We start from the raw sequence: 16,807 nt of genomic DNA, 5'->3' as shown, positions 1-16,807 counted from the left end.
CATGCCGCACCCCACTCCCCCGGCCGAGCCGCGACCCGCGACGGGCGGACACCGGCCTCTCGGCGGGTTCGCCACCGGCCTGGCCCTCGTCCTCCTCGCCGTGCTCGTCGGCGCCGCCGCCCAGCGCATCACCGGCGGCAGCCCGGCACCGGCGTCCGCCGCCGCCCAGGTCACTGCAACCGGGCGCACCACCACCGTGGCGGTCACCGCCGACGGCATGCGCTTCCACCCGGACCGGATCACCGTTCCCGCCGGCGACCGGCTCGTCATCGAACTGACCAACAAGGACCGGCGCCGCCACGACCTCGCCCTGGCCACCGGCGCCAAAACGCCGACCATTGGCCCGGACGACACCGCCCGTCTCGACGCCGGCGTCATCGGCGCCACCGTCGAAGGCTGGTGCTCCCTGCCCGGACACCGGCAGTCCGGCATGACCCTCACCATCACCACCACCGCGCAACAATCACTGGCAGACGGCGATCACAACACCGGCCACGCAGCCAGCGACGTTCCCGCGGCGGCACCTTCGATCGACGCCATGGCCACCCCGGCCGCCGGCTTCACCGCCCGCGATGCCACCGCACCATCGGCCCCCACCGGCCGGCTGCACCGGCTCGACCTGCGCGTGCAGGAAGTCCAACACGAGATCGCACCCGGAGTCGTCCAGCAGCTGTGGACGTTCAACGGCACCACTCCGGGTCCTGTCCTGCGCGGCCGGGTCGGTGACACCTTCGAGATCACCCTGATCAACGACGGCAGCCTCGACCACGGCGTCGACTTCCACGCCGGCGCGCTCGCCCCCGACGAGCCGATGCGGCCCATCAACCCCGGCGAACGACTGGTCTACCGGTTCACCGCCACCAAGGCCGGGATCTGGATGTACCACTGCTCGACCATGCCGATGCTGCACCACATCGGCAACGGCATGTACGGCGCCGTCATCATCGACCCGCCCGGCCTGCCGGCCGTCGATCACGAGTACGTCCTCGTACAATCCGAGCTCTACCTCGGCGCCGACGGAAAACCCGGCGACCTGGCCAAGATGCAGGCTGAGCAGCCCGACGCGGTGGTCTTCAACGGCTACGTCAACCAGTACGCGCACCAGCCGCTGACCGCCCGCGCCGGTGACCGCGTCCGGATCTGGGTCCTCAACGCCGGACCGAACCGCACCAGCGCATTCCACATCGTCGGCGCCCACTTCGACACCGTGTACAGGGAAGGCCGGTGGCAGCTACGCCCCGCCGACGCCGGAGCCGCCCAGGTCCTCGACCTGACACCAGCCGGTGGCGGATTCGTCGAAACCGTCCTGCCCGAACCTGGCCACTATCCGTTCGTCAGCCACGTCATGGTCGACGCCGAACGCGGCGCCCGCGGCCTGATCGACGTCCAGTGACGAACTGACATAGTCAGGCGGGCCCAGTTCGGCGGCGACGACACCGTTGGGCACGTTGTGCCGAATGTCCAAGCGGCAACCGGTCAAAGCGAAGGCCTGCACCTGCCGAGCGGCCACGGCACACCCGGTCGCGCCGTGGCTAACGCCCTGGCGGCGTACGTCCGCAAGCACAAGCCGCTGCGCTCGTCGCGGGATTCGCGAGGACATCCGGCGACGTCAGGCCGCCGTGTCCGCCGGCGCGGCGGCGAGCAGGTATCTGACGACGTCCGCGGCGGTGTAGTCGTCGCCGTCCGGGGTCAGGTGCGGCAGGAAGGCGAGATCCTGTCCGAGGGTCACTAGTGGCGGTTCGACGTAGTTGTCGGGCCGTCGCTGGCCGAATCCCACGGTGGCGACCAAGCCGTTGCACAGACATCGGCTGCCTACGGTGTCGTCCGCCGACCCGCCCTTGCGCACGTATTCGTCGACTGGTTCCGCCGGGCAGCGGAATCCCACCTTGCCGTCGGATCGCCGGTACGGGTTGCGCAGGTAGCCGAGGTCGCATAGCCGTGGCCGCTCGGCGTAGACCTGTTCGTCGGCGGTGGTGCCAGGCAATGACACCATTTTGAACGGGAACCCGGTGGGCGAGGCCCGGACATCGTTACACACGATCAGGGTCCCCTGGGCGGCCTGGCGGAGCAGCCGCTTCCTGAGATCGTCATCGAGTCCTGACTCCCGGCACAACGCGAATGCCGTGCCGACCTGGATTCCGGCGGCGCCCGCGGCCTGGGCAGCGGCCAGCCGTTCGGGGCTGCTCTGCCCACCGGCCAACCAGAACGGCAGTCCGAGAGCGGCAACCTTGGGCACGTCGAGGTGATCACGCGGGCCGTACACAGGTTCTCCGTCGTCGTCGACGGTCAGCCGCCCGCGAGGCCGAGCGCTGTGACCACCCGCGCCCGAGGTCTCCAGGACGAAGCCGTCCGGGCGGGTCGCCTCGTCGCGGGCCAGATAGGCGGCCAGCGTGGCCGACGACACGATGGCCAGCAGCCGAGGCCGCCGCAGCCGGCCGATGTCCCCACCCAGCAGATCGTGGGGATCGATGGTGACGTGACGGTCCTCGCCGGGCGCCGCCCCGTGCACCGTCACGGACAGCTGCGCGAGGCGGTGCCCCGCCAGCGCGTCCAGCAGACCCGGGACCTCGGTGGGCAGCCCGGCGCCCATCAGGACGTAGTCCACTCCGGCGAGCATCGCCCCGTACACCGCCGCCGGCGTTGCCAGCTGAATCTTCTCCAGGTAGTTCACACCGACCGGGCCGTCATGTCCCTGCTTGGCCAGGAACACCTCCACGAAGTTCGCCACGATCGTCAACTGCTGAGCGTGACGCTGAGGCCGCAATCCGAGCTGCGGTACCGGCCGCAACGGCCGGCCGTCCGGCACCCCGCCCGGCACGAAATACCGGTCCAGCACGCACTGCGCAACCGAGGCGACCGGAAAGTGCGCCAAGGCATGCCGCACGTGCCCGCCCTCGTCGCCGTGCTGCAGCCGCCGCGCGAGCAGGGCGTCGAGGGCAACCCCGGACACCACTCCGAGCTGCCCGGTCCGGCCCACAGCGCGGGCGAGCCGCCAGCCGGAGACGCCGACGCCCATCCCGCCTTGAATGAGCACGGGAGGATTGGTGGGATCCGGTGTCAGTTCCGCGGCCGTCATCGACACGGCCTGCCAGCCCGCAGTGGGCGGGCCAATGGTTCAGCCGCTGCCAGACCGTCGGCAGCCGAACGCAGGCCGGTACCGCTCTTGACCGCTTCCCCCAACCGGTAGGGAACCATGCTCGCCCTCCTCATCGCTGCACTGTCCGAACCGCGTGCCGGCGCGGGCGGTTCCTTCTCCGCAAGCTGGATCCGCACCATGTCATGGGTGACCGCATCACATTTCCGCAGCTCGATGGTCCATGTGCAGCCTGCGTAAACGCTTGGCGTACCGGTAGGGGCGGATGGCCCGATCGAGCATGCCCTTGGTCATCGGCGTGCGCGCAGAGGCCTCTTCGTAAGCAACCCGTCTCGGTCAACATCTGCGGTAAACGACCCCGCATGTGGTCACGGTGGCACCCACGTGACTCCCGACGTGTCAGTCCGGTGGCGTGGCGAACAAGGTGGCGACCGGCAGGATCAGGTCGATGAGACTGGCGATGACAGTCAGCCCGCGGGCGGAGACGCCGTACGCCACGAGAGCGCCGAGGACGACGGCCCTTTCCAGCAGTCCGGCTGCGGCCATCTCGGCGAGCAGTTTGTGCGCGCTGTCGCGGCTCCAGCCTTCGGCGTACTGGTTGGTGTCGAACAGGACGAGGTCGGTGATGTACTCACGCACGGTCGGATCGAGTGTGGCGGGCTGCCCGTTGTCAAGGTTTGTGGCGCCGAGCGCGCCTGCCCAGCCGGTGAGCCGGTTCGGGCCTCGGTCGTCGATCACGACCATGGCGCTGCCCGCCGACAGCTGTGCCGCCCGCTGCACCACCTCGAATGTCGGTGTCGCGACGACAACGGCGCCGGCCCCACCGGGTAGGTGAACCATCGGCAAGGATTCGCGGCTGCCGCTGCGGCAGCGGAAGATCGGACCCACATTGACGGTCTTACCCGCGACGACCGACACGACCGGACGATTACGCGCGGCGGCCTGCTGTTCCGCCCACCGCTGCGCCATCCCCGACGCGGCCTGACCGCTACGGCCGGGCACGTACGGCACCCACGCTGCCCTGAAGGCATGGTTCACGGCCAGATCCGAGGCGACGCTGGTCCACGCACCAAGGCGGTTGCGCCGCCGTTCCGCACGGCGGGCTGCGTTCGTGCGGTTTCGGGTGCTGCGGGAGGTTTCACGACGATCACATCCTTACCGCGGGTGAACGGACCATCACGGTTTCGGACGTTAGTCCGTCACCGGAGGCACCGTCACCCTCCTAACGGACAGCCGTGTCACACGGGACGCGGCCGATCAGCCATCGTCCGATCCGGCGGCGACCCTCCCCGCCCGCAGCGCCACCCGCCCAGCTTAGGCGACTGGAGGTGAGGTTCCGCAATGGTGCTCGCGCAGTCAGGTGACACCCGTATTGCTGTCCCTGTCTGTCGCGGCCTCCTCCGCTCTCGCCCATGCGATGCCCCACTTGTCCGCGTCGTCTACGGGGAAGCGGAAAGCCCGGCCATTGCTGGCGGACAGGGTCGGCTGACAACCGTTGATGCCGGCTCGCCCATGGTGAACCGGTTGCCCTTGCCGCCAGGCCGGCCCGCCTCGTCAGCGGCGGCGACGCTCCCCGCGGCACCGCCGTTGCAGTCCCGCCACCGTCCATCCGCTGCGTTGAGCGCGATGGCCGCTGCACCCCTACGCCGCATGCCAGTTGGTTGGCACGAGCAGGACGGGGCATAGCTGGTGGCTGACCTGCGCTACGCCCGCCGAACCGGAGACGGCCCTGGTCAACGGGCTGTCGTGGTCTATACCGGCCACGAGAAGACGGCCCCGCCAGGACGCTCGCTGCATCGCGTGAGCGATATCGACGTCGCTGACGAGCAGCCGATCCACCAGGACCCGCGCCCGAGTACTCCGCCAGGCGTTGATCACCTCGCCGATCCGGTCGCCAGCCAGCGCAGCACCGGTCGACGTCTCGGTGTCCATCTGAACCACCACGAGGTGACGCCCACCGCGGGCTGCGATCTCGTAGGCACGCGCGAGGACCGCGGTCTGATCGCTGTGCACGGCGGCAACCACTGGACCTTGAGACGATGCCTGCCCTCGGTACACGAGCACCGGACAACTGCTGCAATGCGCCAGCCGCGCCGTGGTCGATCCCCATCCGTCGTGAGGTCCCACCGTGTCGTGGTGCCCCATCACGAGCAGAGAGGCGGACGTCGAACGTTGAACCAGCGCCTGGGTAGGGCTGTCATTCACCCATTCAGTGGTGACCTGCAGCCCCGGGGCAGCGGCTTGCGCGCGACAGACCGCTAGGCCGAGCAGATGACGCCCCTGCGAGGAGTCCGGCGTCCGGTATCGGGCTGACTCGCCCTGCCCGCTCGGCCACGCATGGACAACGACCAACGGGACGTCCCGGTACGCCGCTTCCATCGCGGCGACGTCTACAGCGTTCAGCGCATCCAGCATGTCGCCGACGCCGACCACCACCACGGGCGGCTTCGAATCGGCTGGCCGGACGCTACGCATGTTCGCAGGCTATGCCCGCGTTGCCGTAGGCCGGCAGGGCCGATCGGCATTGATTGATGGGGCTGGAGGCCCGGGTTGCCCTACAACCACTGAAAGCAGCGTCTGTACCGGCGCCCGGAGACCGTTGCTCTCACGGCCGAAGGCAATGCCCGAACACACGGCAGGTAGGTGTCCAGCCCGCAGCTCCTCACCGTCCGCGGCACCACTGTCGACGCTGTACTGGTGGGCTTGGTCAGGATTCCCAGCCAGCGCCGAGCAGGCACGTTCCGCAGCCGCGGCAGTCGCCGTCGCCGTCGACCGACCCGTCGGCGCGCACGGTGTATGGGCATGGCGCACCGGTAGGGGTGGCGTAGCGGCGGGGAGGGCCTGTGGATGTGGTGGGTGCTGGTGTCGCGGGGCGTTCTTCAGTCGATGTACTCACGTCGGGGCCGCCTTCCGTCCGCAGTCGTGAAGTGGGCCGCAGCCCCAGTTGAGCGGCTGCGGACCTGGAGTGGATATCGGTCGGCCGGTATCTCGGCCCGGCCTGCCGACCGTTTGAGCAGATCCGGGTAGGCGAAAGATCAGGATTTGATGATCACGCCGAATGGGGCGGTGCGGCCAGGGACTTTCGTCCCGTTCCCGTTCCACCTGCGACCTGGACCTGAGCGAGCCGAGGATTGCACGGTCAGGCTGCCATCACGTACACGCGCGACGGCACCGCCAGAGAAGGTGCGTCCGGGACGTCCACGTCGGCGATTTGTGGGCTGGTCACGACCATGGCTCCGTGTGCCGTGGCCCAATCATTGACAAAGTCCTCCGCGGCCGCCGGCGTCGTGTGGGCGAGCAGCGCGGTCAGCGCATCCCGCAGCGACCGCAGGGCGGCTGCAGTCATCGGTATCCGGGTCGTGGCGTGGTCGCCAATCTGCAGCGCGTACGGGTAGATCGTGTCCGCGGTGGCCTCTACCCGCACCAGAGGGTGTCCGGCTTGCTGCCAGGGCCGTGCGGGGCGGGGCTGGTCGGTCTTGGTCGCCGGCGTGGCGGTGGCCGGTAGCTCGGTCATGGTGGTGTCCTTGCGACGACGGGTTGAGGCTCGGCTGACCATCGTCTCGGCGGCCTGGTTCCCGTCCGGTGCACGACGAGAGCGGGTTGATGGCAGGCCAGCAAGAGTGGCCCTCGCCCGTGCCGGTCGGTAGCGGACGTGGGCAGGCTCAACTGGTGCCGGTTCGCATCGCGGCCCCGCTCTGCTGATGCGTCAGCACCGACAGCCCGGCCACGCGGGTTGGTATGGAGGCCTCGTCGCGGCCCCGCCCGCGGCGGCCAGGACCAGTTCGTGAAGCCTTGGCCGACAGCAGCACTGCGATACGGTCAGCACAGAAGGCCGATTCCCGGCGGCGTGGGATGGACAGACATTGTCCCTGCGTTGAGCGCACGCGCGAATCTGCTTGCCGTCATGCGGGCAACGAACCGTCATCGATCCGGGCCGCTACAGCAGCTCTCTCGGTGCGGCAGGCGGACTGGCCGCGGCGGCCGCGTGACCTGGGAAGCTCTGGCAGCGGCTTCTCGGCTCGCTCCGCAGATGCAACGGCAGGCAACTGAACGGCAGCCTGCACCGGCCGATGGTCAGGGCGCAGCCGACAGAAAGGGTATCGCGATGAAGAAGGACCTGGTGCTCGTCGCCGAGGACGACCGGGACATCCGTGAACTGCTGACGATCGCGCTGGAGTCCGCCGGGTATCAGACCGTAGGTGCCCGTGACGGCAGAACCGCCGCTCGCATCCTCGCCAACGCTCAACCGGTCGGCCTGATCACCGACGTACGGATGCCCGACATGAACGGCATCGACCTGTGTCGGCTCGTCCGCAGCACACCCGAAATCAACAACACCGCCGTCCTCATGTACTCCGCCGGCGTCCATCAGTACGACGTGGAGGCCGGACTCCACGCCGGAGCTGACCGGTACCTGCCGAAGCCCGTGTCGCCTCGCCGCCTCATCGCCGAACTCTGTGATGTGATTGCCAGCAGGCACTGATACCGAACGCTCGACAGCCACGGGCTGAGCTGGGCGCCGGACGGCTCCCGGAACATCAAATGGCGTTTCGTGGAATGCGGCCGGGAAGCACGCCATTGTCGTTTCCTGGTCGGGCTGGTGGGCGGGCCACCGAGTTGGCGGCAGCCTCAGCCCGGTTCTCTTGCACAGGTCGCATACGGACTCGCTCTGATTGAGCGAGCGGATCCCCCTGTCCACGCCAGCCACCACCGCATTGCTGAATCGTCTCGAATCGGAAGGGCACATCATCCGTGCCCGCGAGCACTCCGACCGGCGCAACATCACTCTGCGTAGCGGCGAGCGCATCCAGGGGCGGGCGGACGAGTTCTTCGGCCCGCTCGCCTACCGCCTCGACACTGCCATGGCGCACTACCCGCCGCCCTAGCTTCTGGAACAGTTCCAAGTGTTCATGGCCGACCTCAACTCCACCGTGGATACCCACCTCACGGAAAACAGGGCGCGGCGGCACCGCACTCCTCCCACACCTCTGGTAGCCAGAGTCCCTGACCGGCGTGGTGTCGATACCAAGGCAGAGCACCTGACAGCGGTCGCCACCTCTTGCCTCTCGTCTGCGCCGGCGACCCGGTCCGCTTTCATATCCGCCTAAATGTGCGGGAATCCATTTCGTGCAGCCCGGGGCCCAAGATCCAGCGGTACGCGGAACAGCTCAACGCCCATCCGGAAGCGCTGCGCAGCTAAATCCGGTAGGCCGATGCCGGCGAACGCGTTGATCGGCCGGCCAGCGACATGCTGCAGGAGAACCGCAGGCTGTTGAGGGAGAAGGCGTAGGTGCGCCGGGCGTGGCGGCGTGAACCGCGCGGCAAGGACCTGCCAATCGCCGCCTCGGCCGATACGGATTCGCGCCCGGCACGTCCAGCGCTGGGCGGGCTCGCCGCAATCTTTTGTGCCCTGCGTCGGGATTGCTGTCCGAGGTCGCCGATCTCGCCGGGGACGATCGTCAGTGCTCGGTCTGCGCCGAGATGCGGAAGACCGGATAGTTCGCGGCGATCCGTTCAAACTGCTCCACTGGCTCTGTCCGGTCGACTGGCAGGTGGGCACGTGCGCCTGGCGCGACGTCCAGGTATCGGCGCAGGATCGGGGCCCGTTCGGCGACCGGCACATCGACGAGCCGAACTGGACGGGCTCGGCCGTGCCGCAGGATCGCCTCGCCGTTCGCGGCGCGCACGTTCGCCACCCAGTTCGCGTTCTCCCCCAGCATCGACACCAGATACCGTTCGTCTTCATAGTCGGCGACGACCAGCGGGAATACGACCGGGCGTCCGCTGACTCGGCCGGTCACCTCCAGCGTGACCCAGCCGGTCGGGGCCAGGAAACCGGTGCTGAACTGTACGGCCGAGAGCCGGTTCAGCAGCCGGGCCAGCCGGTTGGGGCGGCCGTCGCGGTACATCCATCGCCGCCAACGTCGGGTCATTGTCACGGCTGCAGCCTTTCGAGGATGTCGTCGAGGGTGCGGCGGGGTGTCGCCGCGGCCGGTTCCGCGTAGCCGAGCCGGATGATCATCTGCGCCCACCGGTTGCTGGAGGTGTCGGTGAGCATTTCACGCACCGCGGGGATTTCGACGGGTTGGCTGATCGGGGTGGTGGCCAGGTGCAGGCAGGTCGCGGTCAGCAGGACTCGTTGCAGCGCTTGTCCGGCCCGGATCCAGTCCGGCGGGGCGTCGCCGTCGGTGGCGAGCACCGCGATGGTCGGGTGGGCCTCGAACCGTTCGGTGGGGCGCGACGGTTGCCGGTGCACCAGTCCGAAGTCGCGCAGCGGCATGTGTTCCATAGCGTCCCACGGCCCGTAGGCGGTAGGTGGGATACCGTCGCGCCGGTGCGTGCGGGGCTGGGTCCATCGGCCGAGTTCGGCGCGGTAGCTGCCGCGGGCCCGGAGCCGGGCCTCGGCTGCCTGGCCGAGGCCGATGATCGTGTCGCGGCTGACCGCGCTCGCCCGGGTGAGTACGGCGCCTTCCTGGGCGGCGGCGACGGACAGTTGCTCCATACTGTCGGCGGGCACGACGGCGTCGGCGAACGGGCGCCGGTTGGTGTGCCGGGCGGTGATCGCGGCGGCCAGGGCATTGACCTGCGCCGACGGCGTCGTGGCACGGCCAGTCCGGATCCGGGCGACGAGATCGGGCAGCTCCGGGTCGGGCAACACGGTGAGCAGCGGTATCCGGCCCTGCGCGCCGACGGCGAGGCGCAGGGTGAACACGGCCGCGCCGACGCTGATCAGCAGTTCCCGGCCTGCCGGGTCGAGAACCTCCAGTTGCCTGTTGCGGTCGGCGAACACGTCGACGGTGCCGTCGGCGATCCGGAAGCGCCATGGTTGGCTGTTGTGCAGCGACGGTGCGAGCGCGGCGGTCTGCACGCAGCGAGCGAGAGTTTGCTCGTCCAGTGGTGTCGTCATCGCCGCGCTCCCTTTCAGTCAGCTGTCGCCCTGGCACCAGGGCGACCGGGTCAGCGGAGCTGTCCCGGATCGGCGTCCGGGTAGGCGTACAGTTCGGCGAGCCGGGCGCGGGCGTGGTGCAGCCGGTCGGCGAGCACCGCTAGGAAGCGGGCGTTGAGGTCACGGCCGAGCTGCGGGTCGTCGGCGATCATGTCGCGTACCCGGGCGGCGTCGAACTCGATGGCGTGGACGTTTTCGGCGGCCACGGCCCCGAACCGCCACCGGTAGGGCGGGATCAGCCAGGACCAGCCGACGACCGAGCCGTGCCGCAGCCGCTCGATGACGATGTCGCCACGGCCCGGCACCGCGAAGTCCAGCACAACCGCGCCGGAGTTGATCAGCCAGAACTTGTTCGCCGGGTCGCCTGCGGAGAACAGGCGGTGCTGGCTGGGGTGAAACACCGGCCGGCCATACTCCGCCCACCGGTGCAGCCAGTCGGCGGGCAGGTCGGCGGCGAAGTCGTGCATGGCCAGCTGGTCGTAGACATTCAACGACGACATGACGCACCTACTCTCTCAAATGGCCGGACGATAGGCCGGTCCGGCGATGTTCAGGCGACGCCGTATCCGAGGCCGGTCACCGTCTGCCGGTCGTCCACAACCCAGGTAATCGCGTTGACCACGGTCACCACACCGGGCACCTGCCGGGTGACGTGACCGGCCGACTCAGCGGTCGAGGCCAGGTCCACCCTTCCGGTGAGCGTCACGACGCCACCACTCACCTGTGCGTCGACATCGTCGACGCCGTCTGCGAAGTAGGCGGCCAGCATGCCGTCGACCACGTCCTCGCGGATTTGGTCGTCCGGGCGCAGATGCGCCTTCAGCAGGTCGCTGCGCGCGACGATCCCGATCAGCCGGCCGAGGTCGTCAACGACCGGCAGGCGCTTGACATGCTCGGCGTCCATCAGCCGGGCCGCGGCCGCGATCGACATGTCGGCGCGGGCTACCACCGGTGGGGCGCTCATCAGATCCGCGGCGGTGCCCACCGTGGCCTTCGCCCGTTCACCGCGCCGCCGGCGGCCCTCGAACAGCCGCGGCTTCTCATCTCCCGCATATTCAATCTTGCGTAGCAGGTCGGCTTCGGATACCACGCCGGCAACCTGCAGGGCCTCGTCCACGACCGGCACCGCGCTGATCCGCCTTTCGACCAGCAGATCGACGACGGCACGATAGGAAGCGCTCGGGTCGACGGTCACCACCGCCGTCGTCATCACGTCACCGACTGTCCAGACTCGCATCACGTCCTCCTCGTCACTTTGACGGTAGAACCCGCGCGGCCCGCCGGGGCAGGACCGGCAGACCTCCGCGTCGGGCCTTTCGGCCCCCGGCGGGCGTTCGCCGACGTCCGCCTGCACTGCCGGGCCGGTGATCAACAGCTCCCAGGGCCGTGTCGGGTATCCGCGACAACGGCATGCCACATGCCCGGACGGGCGGCTACGCTGATCCGGCCTGACCGGCATGACGGAGCGGAACATCGATGAATGTCACCAGCGGCCGCACATCAGCAGGCGTGATCCACATCTGGGTGTACGGAGAGATCGACATGGCGACCGTGGATGACGTCCAGCAGGCCGTCAACGAGGCGGTCAGCGCCGACGGTGTCCGTGACGTCGTCGTGGACCTCGCGGAAGTCACGTTCTGTGATTCATCCGGCCTCGCGGCGTTTGACGAGGGATACTGTGCGGCCGCCTCGCGCGGAATACGGTTGCGGATCGCCAATCCGCAGCCCGGTGTGCGCCGGATCCTGGAGATCGTCGGGCTGTGGGACACGTTGAAAGCGCAGTAGATCGCCAACGCGGCCGAAACTTCCGCCGGCACACGCCGGCGATAGGCGTGGTCACCGCCCCGCGCGGCAGGCTGGTACCACGGTCACCGTCGAGCGCAGCAGTGGTCTCGTTCGCCGCCAACTCGAAGTCACCGGCCTGGCCGACGTGTTCGGCTGCGCACCGCGGTAAGCGCCACACCCCTGTGGCCGGTCAGCGGCTGTCGCTCGCTGCTGCGCACGCGACGCTCTGCAACACGGCCACCCGCAGTCGGGCGGCACAGCTGCGATGCCTGCCAGCCGCACTTCATCGGCGGCGGAGGCCTCCGGGCTGCACTCGATCGGCGGATTATGCGCGCCACTCGGACGGCCCAGAACGGGTGAGCCGGCAAATAATGGCACTGTTGTCGTGGCAGAAGACGAAGTGACATCCGCGAAATCATCGGCAGGGTGCTCCGCAGGGCCGGGCACACAGTGGTTCTGGCCGCCGACGGCGGCGCAGGCCTCCAAGCGATCCGGGAACATGTTCCCGACGTGGTGGTAAGCGATATCGACATGCCGGCAATGACCGGCGTCGAGTTGTGTCAGGCGCTGCGAGCCGATCCGACGACGAACAATCTGCCGGTCGTGTTCGCCAGCGACAGCCTGATGCCGGGTGACTCCCTACCGGAAGACGCGCAGGCGACCGGGTTTCTGCGTAAGCCGTTCGAGCCGCGGGAGCTCGTCGGCTGCGTCGACAAGGCCCTGCACAGCGGACATGAGGACGGTCAGGTTCCCTTCGCCTGCCCGTGACAGCGCAGCACCGAAGACACTCCCGGGTTCCGATCGAAGGGGCCGACTCACGTCAGCAGGAGGCCCTGGTCCGGCCTTGCGCAAAGGAGCCGGTCACGGCCGCCGGCCAGCGAGGTGACAGAGCGTCGATCCGCGGACGCCAGGCATAGATTTGATCCGAGAACGCCAGTCCTATCGTGGTGCAGCGGTGACTTCTCTCCTCACAGCGACCAGGTCAGGCCATCGGGTACGGCGGTTCGCGATGATCATCCCCGCCGCATCAACCCACGGCCCAGGCCGCGGGACCCACCAGGCTTTGTAGCATGTCCTACCGCTTCTGGTGTGCGGCCGGCACACCCTCTCGCATTGGACACGGCGCCGTCGAGGCGGTGCGGGTTTGCGTATGTGGCAGTCGCTCGTCCGACGATGCGGTACGAAGAACACCGGGTCGACGCGAAAGGGGGTGGCCACGTTGTTGGGTACCAGCGCGGTCCTTCGTCCGGTCGGCGCTACCAGCGCACCGCCGGGACAGCTCTGGCCGCCGCACGGCAGACTCCGCCGCTACTGGGACGGAGCGGACCGGTGACTACAGCCGACGACAAGCACCTGGTGCCGGACGACTCGCTGTTTCGGCAACTGGTCGATGCGGCGCCGGACCCGATGGTCGGTGCGGATCGGCACGGGCGGATCGTGTTCGTCAACGGGCAGGCCGAGCGGCTGTTCGGTTACGGCCGGGACGAGTTGATCGGCCAACCGATCGAGGTCCTCGTTCCGGACGACCTCGCGCAGGCACACCGTGAAATGCGAGAGCGGTACTTCGCCAACGCGGTGCACCGGGCCATGGGCGGCGGTGAACCGCTACGGGCGCGCCGCAAGGACGGCGTGGTGTTTCCCACTGAGATCAGCCTGAGCGGTTTGCGTACCGACAGCGGACTGATCGTATCCGCGGCGGTTCGCGACATCAGCGACAGGCTACGCGCCGAGGCCGAACGGGTCCGGCTGCGGGAGGAAGCCGACCGGGCGGCACTGCAAGCCCAGCTGCTGCGCACCCAACGGATGGAGAGCCTGGGTCAGCTGGCCGGTGGTGTCGCCCACGACTTCAACAATCTTCTCGCCGTGATCGTCAACTATGCGGCATTCATCTCGGACAGCGCCGACGAACAGCATCCGGCCGGGGACGGACCGGAGATGTGGGCTGAGGTCCGTCAGGACGCGCAGCAGATCATGCGAGCCGCCCGCCGCGGCGGTGACCTGACCCGGCAGTTACTGGCCTTCGCCCGCCAGGAGGTCGTGCGGCCGCAGGCCGTCGACTGGGCCACCGTCGTGCACGGCGTGGAGGACATGCTGCGCCGCTCGATCGGCGAGCACATCACCCTGTCCATCACCTGCGGCGGTGACTGCGGACCGATCATGGCCGATCCGGGACAGCTCGAACAGGTTCTGGTCAACCTGGCCGTCAACGCCCGCGACGCCATGCCGGGTGGCGGCACCCTGAGTATCGAGACCGACAGCGTCATGGTCGACGGCGACCACGTCACACACGGCCCGGCGATCAAACCGGGTGAGTATGCGCGGTTGCGGGTCAGCGACACCGGCACCGGCATGCCCCGCGAGGTCGTCGACCGGATCTTCGAACCGTTCTTCACCACGAAGGCACCGGGTCAAGGCACCGGCTTGGGCCTGGCAATGGTGTACGGGATCGTGACCGGTGCCGCCGGAACCGTCACGGTCTGCTCCGAGGAGGGTGTGGGAACCACCTTCAGCATTCTGCTGCCGGTAACTGATCAACGGCCGACGACCGCACGCCCCGCGGAGCCCAGGCTGGATCAGCTTGCCGGGCACGGAGAGACGGTGTTGCTGGTCGAGGATGAACCCAGTCTGCGGCAGGTGTGCCGCCGCTTGCTGGACACCAGCGGATACCAGGTACTGGCCCCGAATGACGCCGCCGCCGCGGTCGAGTTGGCCGACCGGCATCCCGGCTCAATCGACCTTTTGTTGACCGATGTGGTGATGCCCACCATGCTCGGTACCGCGCTTGCCGAACGCGTCACCGCGAAGCGTGCCGGCACTAAGGTGCTGTTCATGTCCGGGTACGCCACCCCGTTCCTGGCCACTCACGGCACCCTCGACCCGGCGAACACGCTGCTGGAGAAGCCGTTCACCCGGCGGGAACTGCTGACCGCGGTCCATCAGGCACTTGCCGGCTGAGCCGGCTGGCCTCTACCACGCTCACCGTCGGTCGTGACCGTGCGGACCGGACTTCCACCCGCCGAACCCGTCATAAGACCCGCGCCGGTTTGTCGTCGGGCCGTGATCAGGCACCTCGCTGCCGAGGTGTGTCCACGGCTTGAGCGCCCGTCTCCCGACGGTAGGTTCGGCCGAGAGGTCATCGCTTTGCCCCGAGCCGTCATCCGCTGCCGCAGTCAACAGGTCGGCGGCGCGACACCGCAGCTGCGCCACTGCTGCTTGCATCTGATCAAGCGCGGCATGGACAGCCACCAGCTCAATCGGCGGCACTCCGCCCTCGGCCAGCCGGCACACCCTCGTCCGCAGCACTAACAAGGTCGAGTCGAGCCGGGATACGAGGCCGGCGAGTAGTGGGCCAGGCTCGGCAGGCATGTCGCCAACCGTACGACCTGGCGGCGCCGCGCCGGACCAAAACAGCGCCCACGCCGCCTGAAAGCTTCGGCACCATCCAGCCGGCCGTCCCACACCGGTCCGGCACGGTGCCGGACCGTCCAGGTGCAAACATTCGCCGCCCGGCATCCCGCGTCGCCAGGGGAACGGCGTCATCCAGCCATACCGACCGCCCTGATCCTCGGCATGAGTCTGCCCGGTGGGCGGCAGCATTGCGGCACCCTAAGGAGGCACCAGACTGACGTCTGATGCGCCGACGCATACGCTTCGCGTGTGGCAGCAGCCAACATGCAGCGCAGTGAACGACTCCGCAGATTCGCGGATTCCACCTGTGCCGCGTTGTCTCGGATTCAATCTGCGAACCCACTCGACGAACTACTCGACGAGATCCGGAAGCTTCTCAGCGCCGACACCGCGACATTCCTACTGTTCGACGAGACTGCTGGCCAGCTCATTCCTGTCGCGGCCAGAGGCCTGGAAGAAGAACTCCTCCATGGAATCCGCATTTCGTACGGGCGCGGCTTTGCCGGCCAGATCGCAAAAAGCCGTCAGTTGATCACTATCAACAATGTCAACTCCGCCAATGTTGTTAATCCGGTTTTGATCGAGCGAGGTCTCCGATCTCTCCTTGGCGCACCCGTCATTACAGATGAGCAACTCGTCGGGGTTCTGCATGTAGGCACGCTGACGCGGCGGGACTTCACCGCCGAGGATGTGCAGATGCTCCAATCCGCAGCTGATCGGCTGAGTGAGGTGAGGCGTCTGAGCGAGTACGCGCGTGAGCGGATCGCCGTATCCACGTTGAGCCGGAGCCTGATACCCGCGGGGCTGCCGACCGTAGCGGGTCTCGAACTTGCCGCCCGTTACGTGCCGGTCGACGATTCCGGTGTCGGTGGAGACTGGTACGACGCTTTTCCACTGCCATCGGGATGGCTCGGGGTGGTCATGGGTGATGTCTGCGGTCGCGGGCCATCTGCCGCGGTCGCGATGGGGCGTGCCCGCAGCGCACTGCGTTCGTATTCGCTGCTGTGCGCGGATCCTGCCGCTGCATTGTCCTTTCTCGATCGCGAGGTGCACCATTTCGAGAACGATCGTTTCGCCACCTGTCTCTATCTGATGATCTCTCCTGAACGGGCGGCCGTACGTATCTCCTCGGCTGGTCACTTGCGCCCGATACTGTGCGCCGGCGGGCACGCTGTGGAGCTCACCGATATCCCGGTCGATCCTCCCCTTGGTACCGGCGAGCTGCGGCTCGACCGCCGCAGCGTCACGATGGCATTTCCCTCCGCCGGTACGCTGGTCTGCTACACGGACGGTCTGGTGGAACGCCGCGATCAACCTATCGACGTGGGTATCCGAGGCTTGCTGGCCGCCGCCTGCGCGGACACCGCGGAGGGCGTGTGCTCGGCCATCATGGCGGCCGCCCCACGCCAGCCGGAGGATGACATGGCGCTGCTGGCAGTTTCACGTCGTCGGTAAGGTCACTCCGAAGCGTTCACCATGCGGGTTGTCCGGGCCTGCGGCGCCCTCGATGCGGTTCGCTCCTCGTCCAGCGCACGGAGGCAGTGAGCCGTTCGGCGATGCCGATCGGGGTGTGC

General features: G+C 68.3%; 15 protein-coding genes. 7 read left to right on the top strand and 8 right to left on the bottom strand.

The window, feature by feature from the left end; genetic code table 11:
* The first annotated feature begins 1 nt into the window (after position 1).
* On the top strand, positions 2–1,393 hold the full coding sequence (locus OHA21_RS44815) for a multicopper oxidase domain-containing protein (protein WP_328465915.1): 1,392 nt from the start codon (positions 2–4) through the stop codon (positions 1,391–1,393).
* A 216-nt stretch (positions 1,394–1,609) separates the two neighbouring features.
* Here OHA21_RS44815 and OHA21_RS44810 read toward each other — a convergent pair whose 3' ends face one another.
* The 4 genes from OHA21_RS44810 to OHA21_RS44795 form a co-directional block, all read right to left on the bottom strand.
* Positions 1,610–3,076 carry a nitronate monooxygenase gene (locus OHA21_RS44810; protein ID WP_328465913.1) on the bottom strand — a complete coding sequence of 489 codons (1,467 nt, stop codon included), beginning with the start codon at positions 3,074–3,076 and terminating at the stop codon, positions 1,610–1,612.
* A gap of 417 nt (positions 3,077–3,493) precedes the next feature.
* Positions 3,494–4,096, bottom strand: coding sequence for a hypothetical protein (locus OHA21_RS44805; protein WP_328465911.1), 603 nt, complete (start codon positions 4,094–4,096; stop codon positions 3,494–3,496).
* A 639-nt stretch (positions 4,097–4,735) separates the two neighbouring features.
* Positions 4,736–5,569, bottom strand: a complete 834-nt coding sequence (locus OHA21_RS44800) for a universal stress protein (protein ID WP_328465909.1) — start codon at positions 5,567–5,569, stop codon at positions 4,736–4,738.
* 664 nt (positions 5,570–6,233) lie between these two features.
* Entirely contained in the window at positions 6,234–6,608 is a 375-nt protein-coding gene (locus OHA21_RS44795) for a hypothetical protein (protein WP_328465907.1), read from the bottom strand.
* 471 nt (positions 6,609–7,079) lie between these two features.
* On the opposite strand from OHA21_RS44795, the gene OHA21_RS44790 reads away from it, so the two are divergent.
* Entirely contained in the window at positions 7,080–7,577 is a 498-nt protein-coding gene (locus OHA21_RS44790) for a response regulator (protein ID WP_328465905.1), read from the top strand.
* 190 nt (positions 7,578–7,767) lie between these two features.
* Positions 7,768–7,980 (top strand): MarR family transcriptional regulator, encoded by a 213-nt coding sequence (locus OHA21_RS44785; protein WP_328465903.1) that lies wholly within the window; start codon positions 7,768–7,770, stop codon positions 7,978–7,980.
* 573 nt (positions 7,981–8,553) lie between these two features.
* Here the strand turns inward: OHA21_RS44785 and OHA21_RS44780 are convergent.
* Genes OHA21_RS44780 through OHA21_RS44765 form a run of 4 tightly spaced genes read right to left on the bottom strand, consistent with a single transcriptional unit; the run spans position 8,554 to position 11,277 of the window.
* Complete coding sequence (locus OHA21_RS44780) at positions 8,554–9,027, bottom strand: nitroreductase/quinone reductase family protein (protein WP_328478920.1); 474 nt, start codon at positions 9,025–9,027, stop codon at positions 8,554–8,556.
* 2 nt (positions 9,028–9,029) lie between these two features.
* A complete protein-coding gene (locus OHA21_RS44775; RefSeq protein ID WP_328465901.1) occupies positions 9,030–10,001 on the bottom strand; it encodes an Acg family FMN-binding oxidoreductase in 972 nt (323 codons plus the stop codon).
* A 50-nt stretch (positions 10,002–10,051) separates the two neighbouring features.
* Positions 10,052–10,540, bottom strand: a complete 489-nt coding sequence (locus OHA21_RS44770; protein WP_328465899.1) for a Crp/Fnr family transcriptional regulator — start codon at positions 10,538–10,540, stop codon at positions 10,052–10,054.
* 50 nt (positions 10,541–10,590) lie between these two features.
* Positions 10,591–11,277, bottom strand: a complete 687-nt coding sequence (locus OHA21_RS44765; protein ID WP_328465897.1) for a CBS domain-containing protein — start codon at positions 11,275–11,277, stop codon at positions 10,591–10,593.
* A 239-nt stretch (positions 11,278–11,516) separates the two neighbouring features.
* On the opposite strand from OHA21_RS44765, the gene OHA21_RS44760 reads away from it, so the two are divergent.
* From OHA21_RS44760 to OHA21_RS44745, 4 genes are all read left to right on the top strand, one after another.
* Positions 11,517–11,825 (top strand): STAS domain-containing protein, encoded by a 309-nt coding sequence (locus OHA21_RS44760; RefSeq protein WP_328465895.1) that lies wholly within the window; start codon positions 11,517–11,519, stop codon positions 11,823–11,825.
* A 426-nt stretch (positions 11,826–12,251) separates the two neighbouring features.
* On the top strand, positions 12,252–12,593 hold the full coding sequence (locus OHA21_RS44755) for a response regulator (protein ID WP_328465893.1): 342 nt from the start codon (positions 12,252–12,254) through the stop codon (positions 12,591–12,593).
* Positions 12,594–13,154: 561 nt separating this feature from the next.
* The gene (locus tag OHA21_RS44750) at positions 13,155–14,780 is read left to right on the top strand and encodes a PAS domain S-box protein (protein WP_328465891.1); all 1,626 of its coding nucleotides are present in this window, start codon (positions 13,155–13,157) and stop codon (positions 14,778–14,780) included.
* Between the two features lie 702 nt (positions 14,781–15,482).
* Positions 15,483–16,688: a PP2C family protein-serine/threonine phosphatase gene (locus OHA21_RS44745; protein ID WP_328465889.1), complete on the top strand. Its 1,206-nt coding sequence runs from the start codon at positions 15,483–15,485 to the stop codon at positions 16,686–16,688.
* The last annotated feature ends 119 nt before the right edge of the window (positions 16,689–16,807 follow it).

The sequence above is a fragment of the Actinoplanes sp. NBC_00393 genome (assembly GCF_036053395.1).
Classification (GTDB): Bacteria; Actinomycetota; Actinomycetes; order Mycobacteriales; family Micromonosporaceae; genus Actinoplanes.
This window is presented reverse-complemented; position numbering and strand designations above follow the sequence as displayed.

Coding starts and splice junctions, on each gene's coding strand:
- OHA21_RS44765 (WP_328465897.1), bottom strand. CDS start 11,277: ATGCGAGTCTGGACAGTCGGTGACGTGATGACGACGGCGGTGGTGACC.
- OHA21_RS44775 (WP_328465901.1), bottom strand. CDS start 10,001: ATGACGACACCACTGGACGAGCAAACTCTCGCTCGCTGCGTGCAGACC.
- OHA21_RS44780 (WP_328478920.1), bottom strand. CDS start 9,027: ATGACCCGACGTTGGCGGCGATGGATGTACCGCGACGGCCGCCCCAAC.
- OHA21_RS44800 (WP_328465909.1), bottom strand. CDS start 5,569: ATGCGTAGCGTCCGGCCAGCCGATTCGAAGCCGCCCGTGGTGGTGGTC.
- OHA21_RS44770 (WP_328465899.1), bottom strand. CDS start 10,540: ATGTCGTCGTTGAATGTCTACGACCAGCTGGCCATGCACGACTTCGCC.
- OHA21_RS44815 (WP_328465915.1), top strand. CDS start 2: ATGCCGCACCCCACTCCCCCGGCCGAGCCGCGACCCGCGACGGGCGGA.
- OHA21_RS44795 (WP_328465907.1), bottom strand. CDS start 6,608: ATGACCGAGCTACCGGCCACCGCCACGCCGGCGACCAAGACCGACCAG.
- OHA21_RS44810 (WP_328465913.1), bottom strand. CDS start 3,076: ATGACGGCCGCGGAACTGACACCGGATCCCACCAATCCTCCCGTGCTC.
- OHA21_RS44760 (WP_328465895.1), top strand. CDS start 11,517: ATGAATGTCACCAGCGGCCGCACATCAGCAGGCGTGATCCACATCTGG.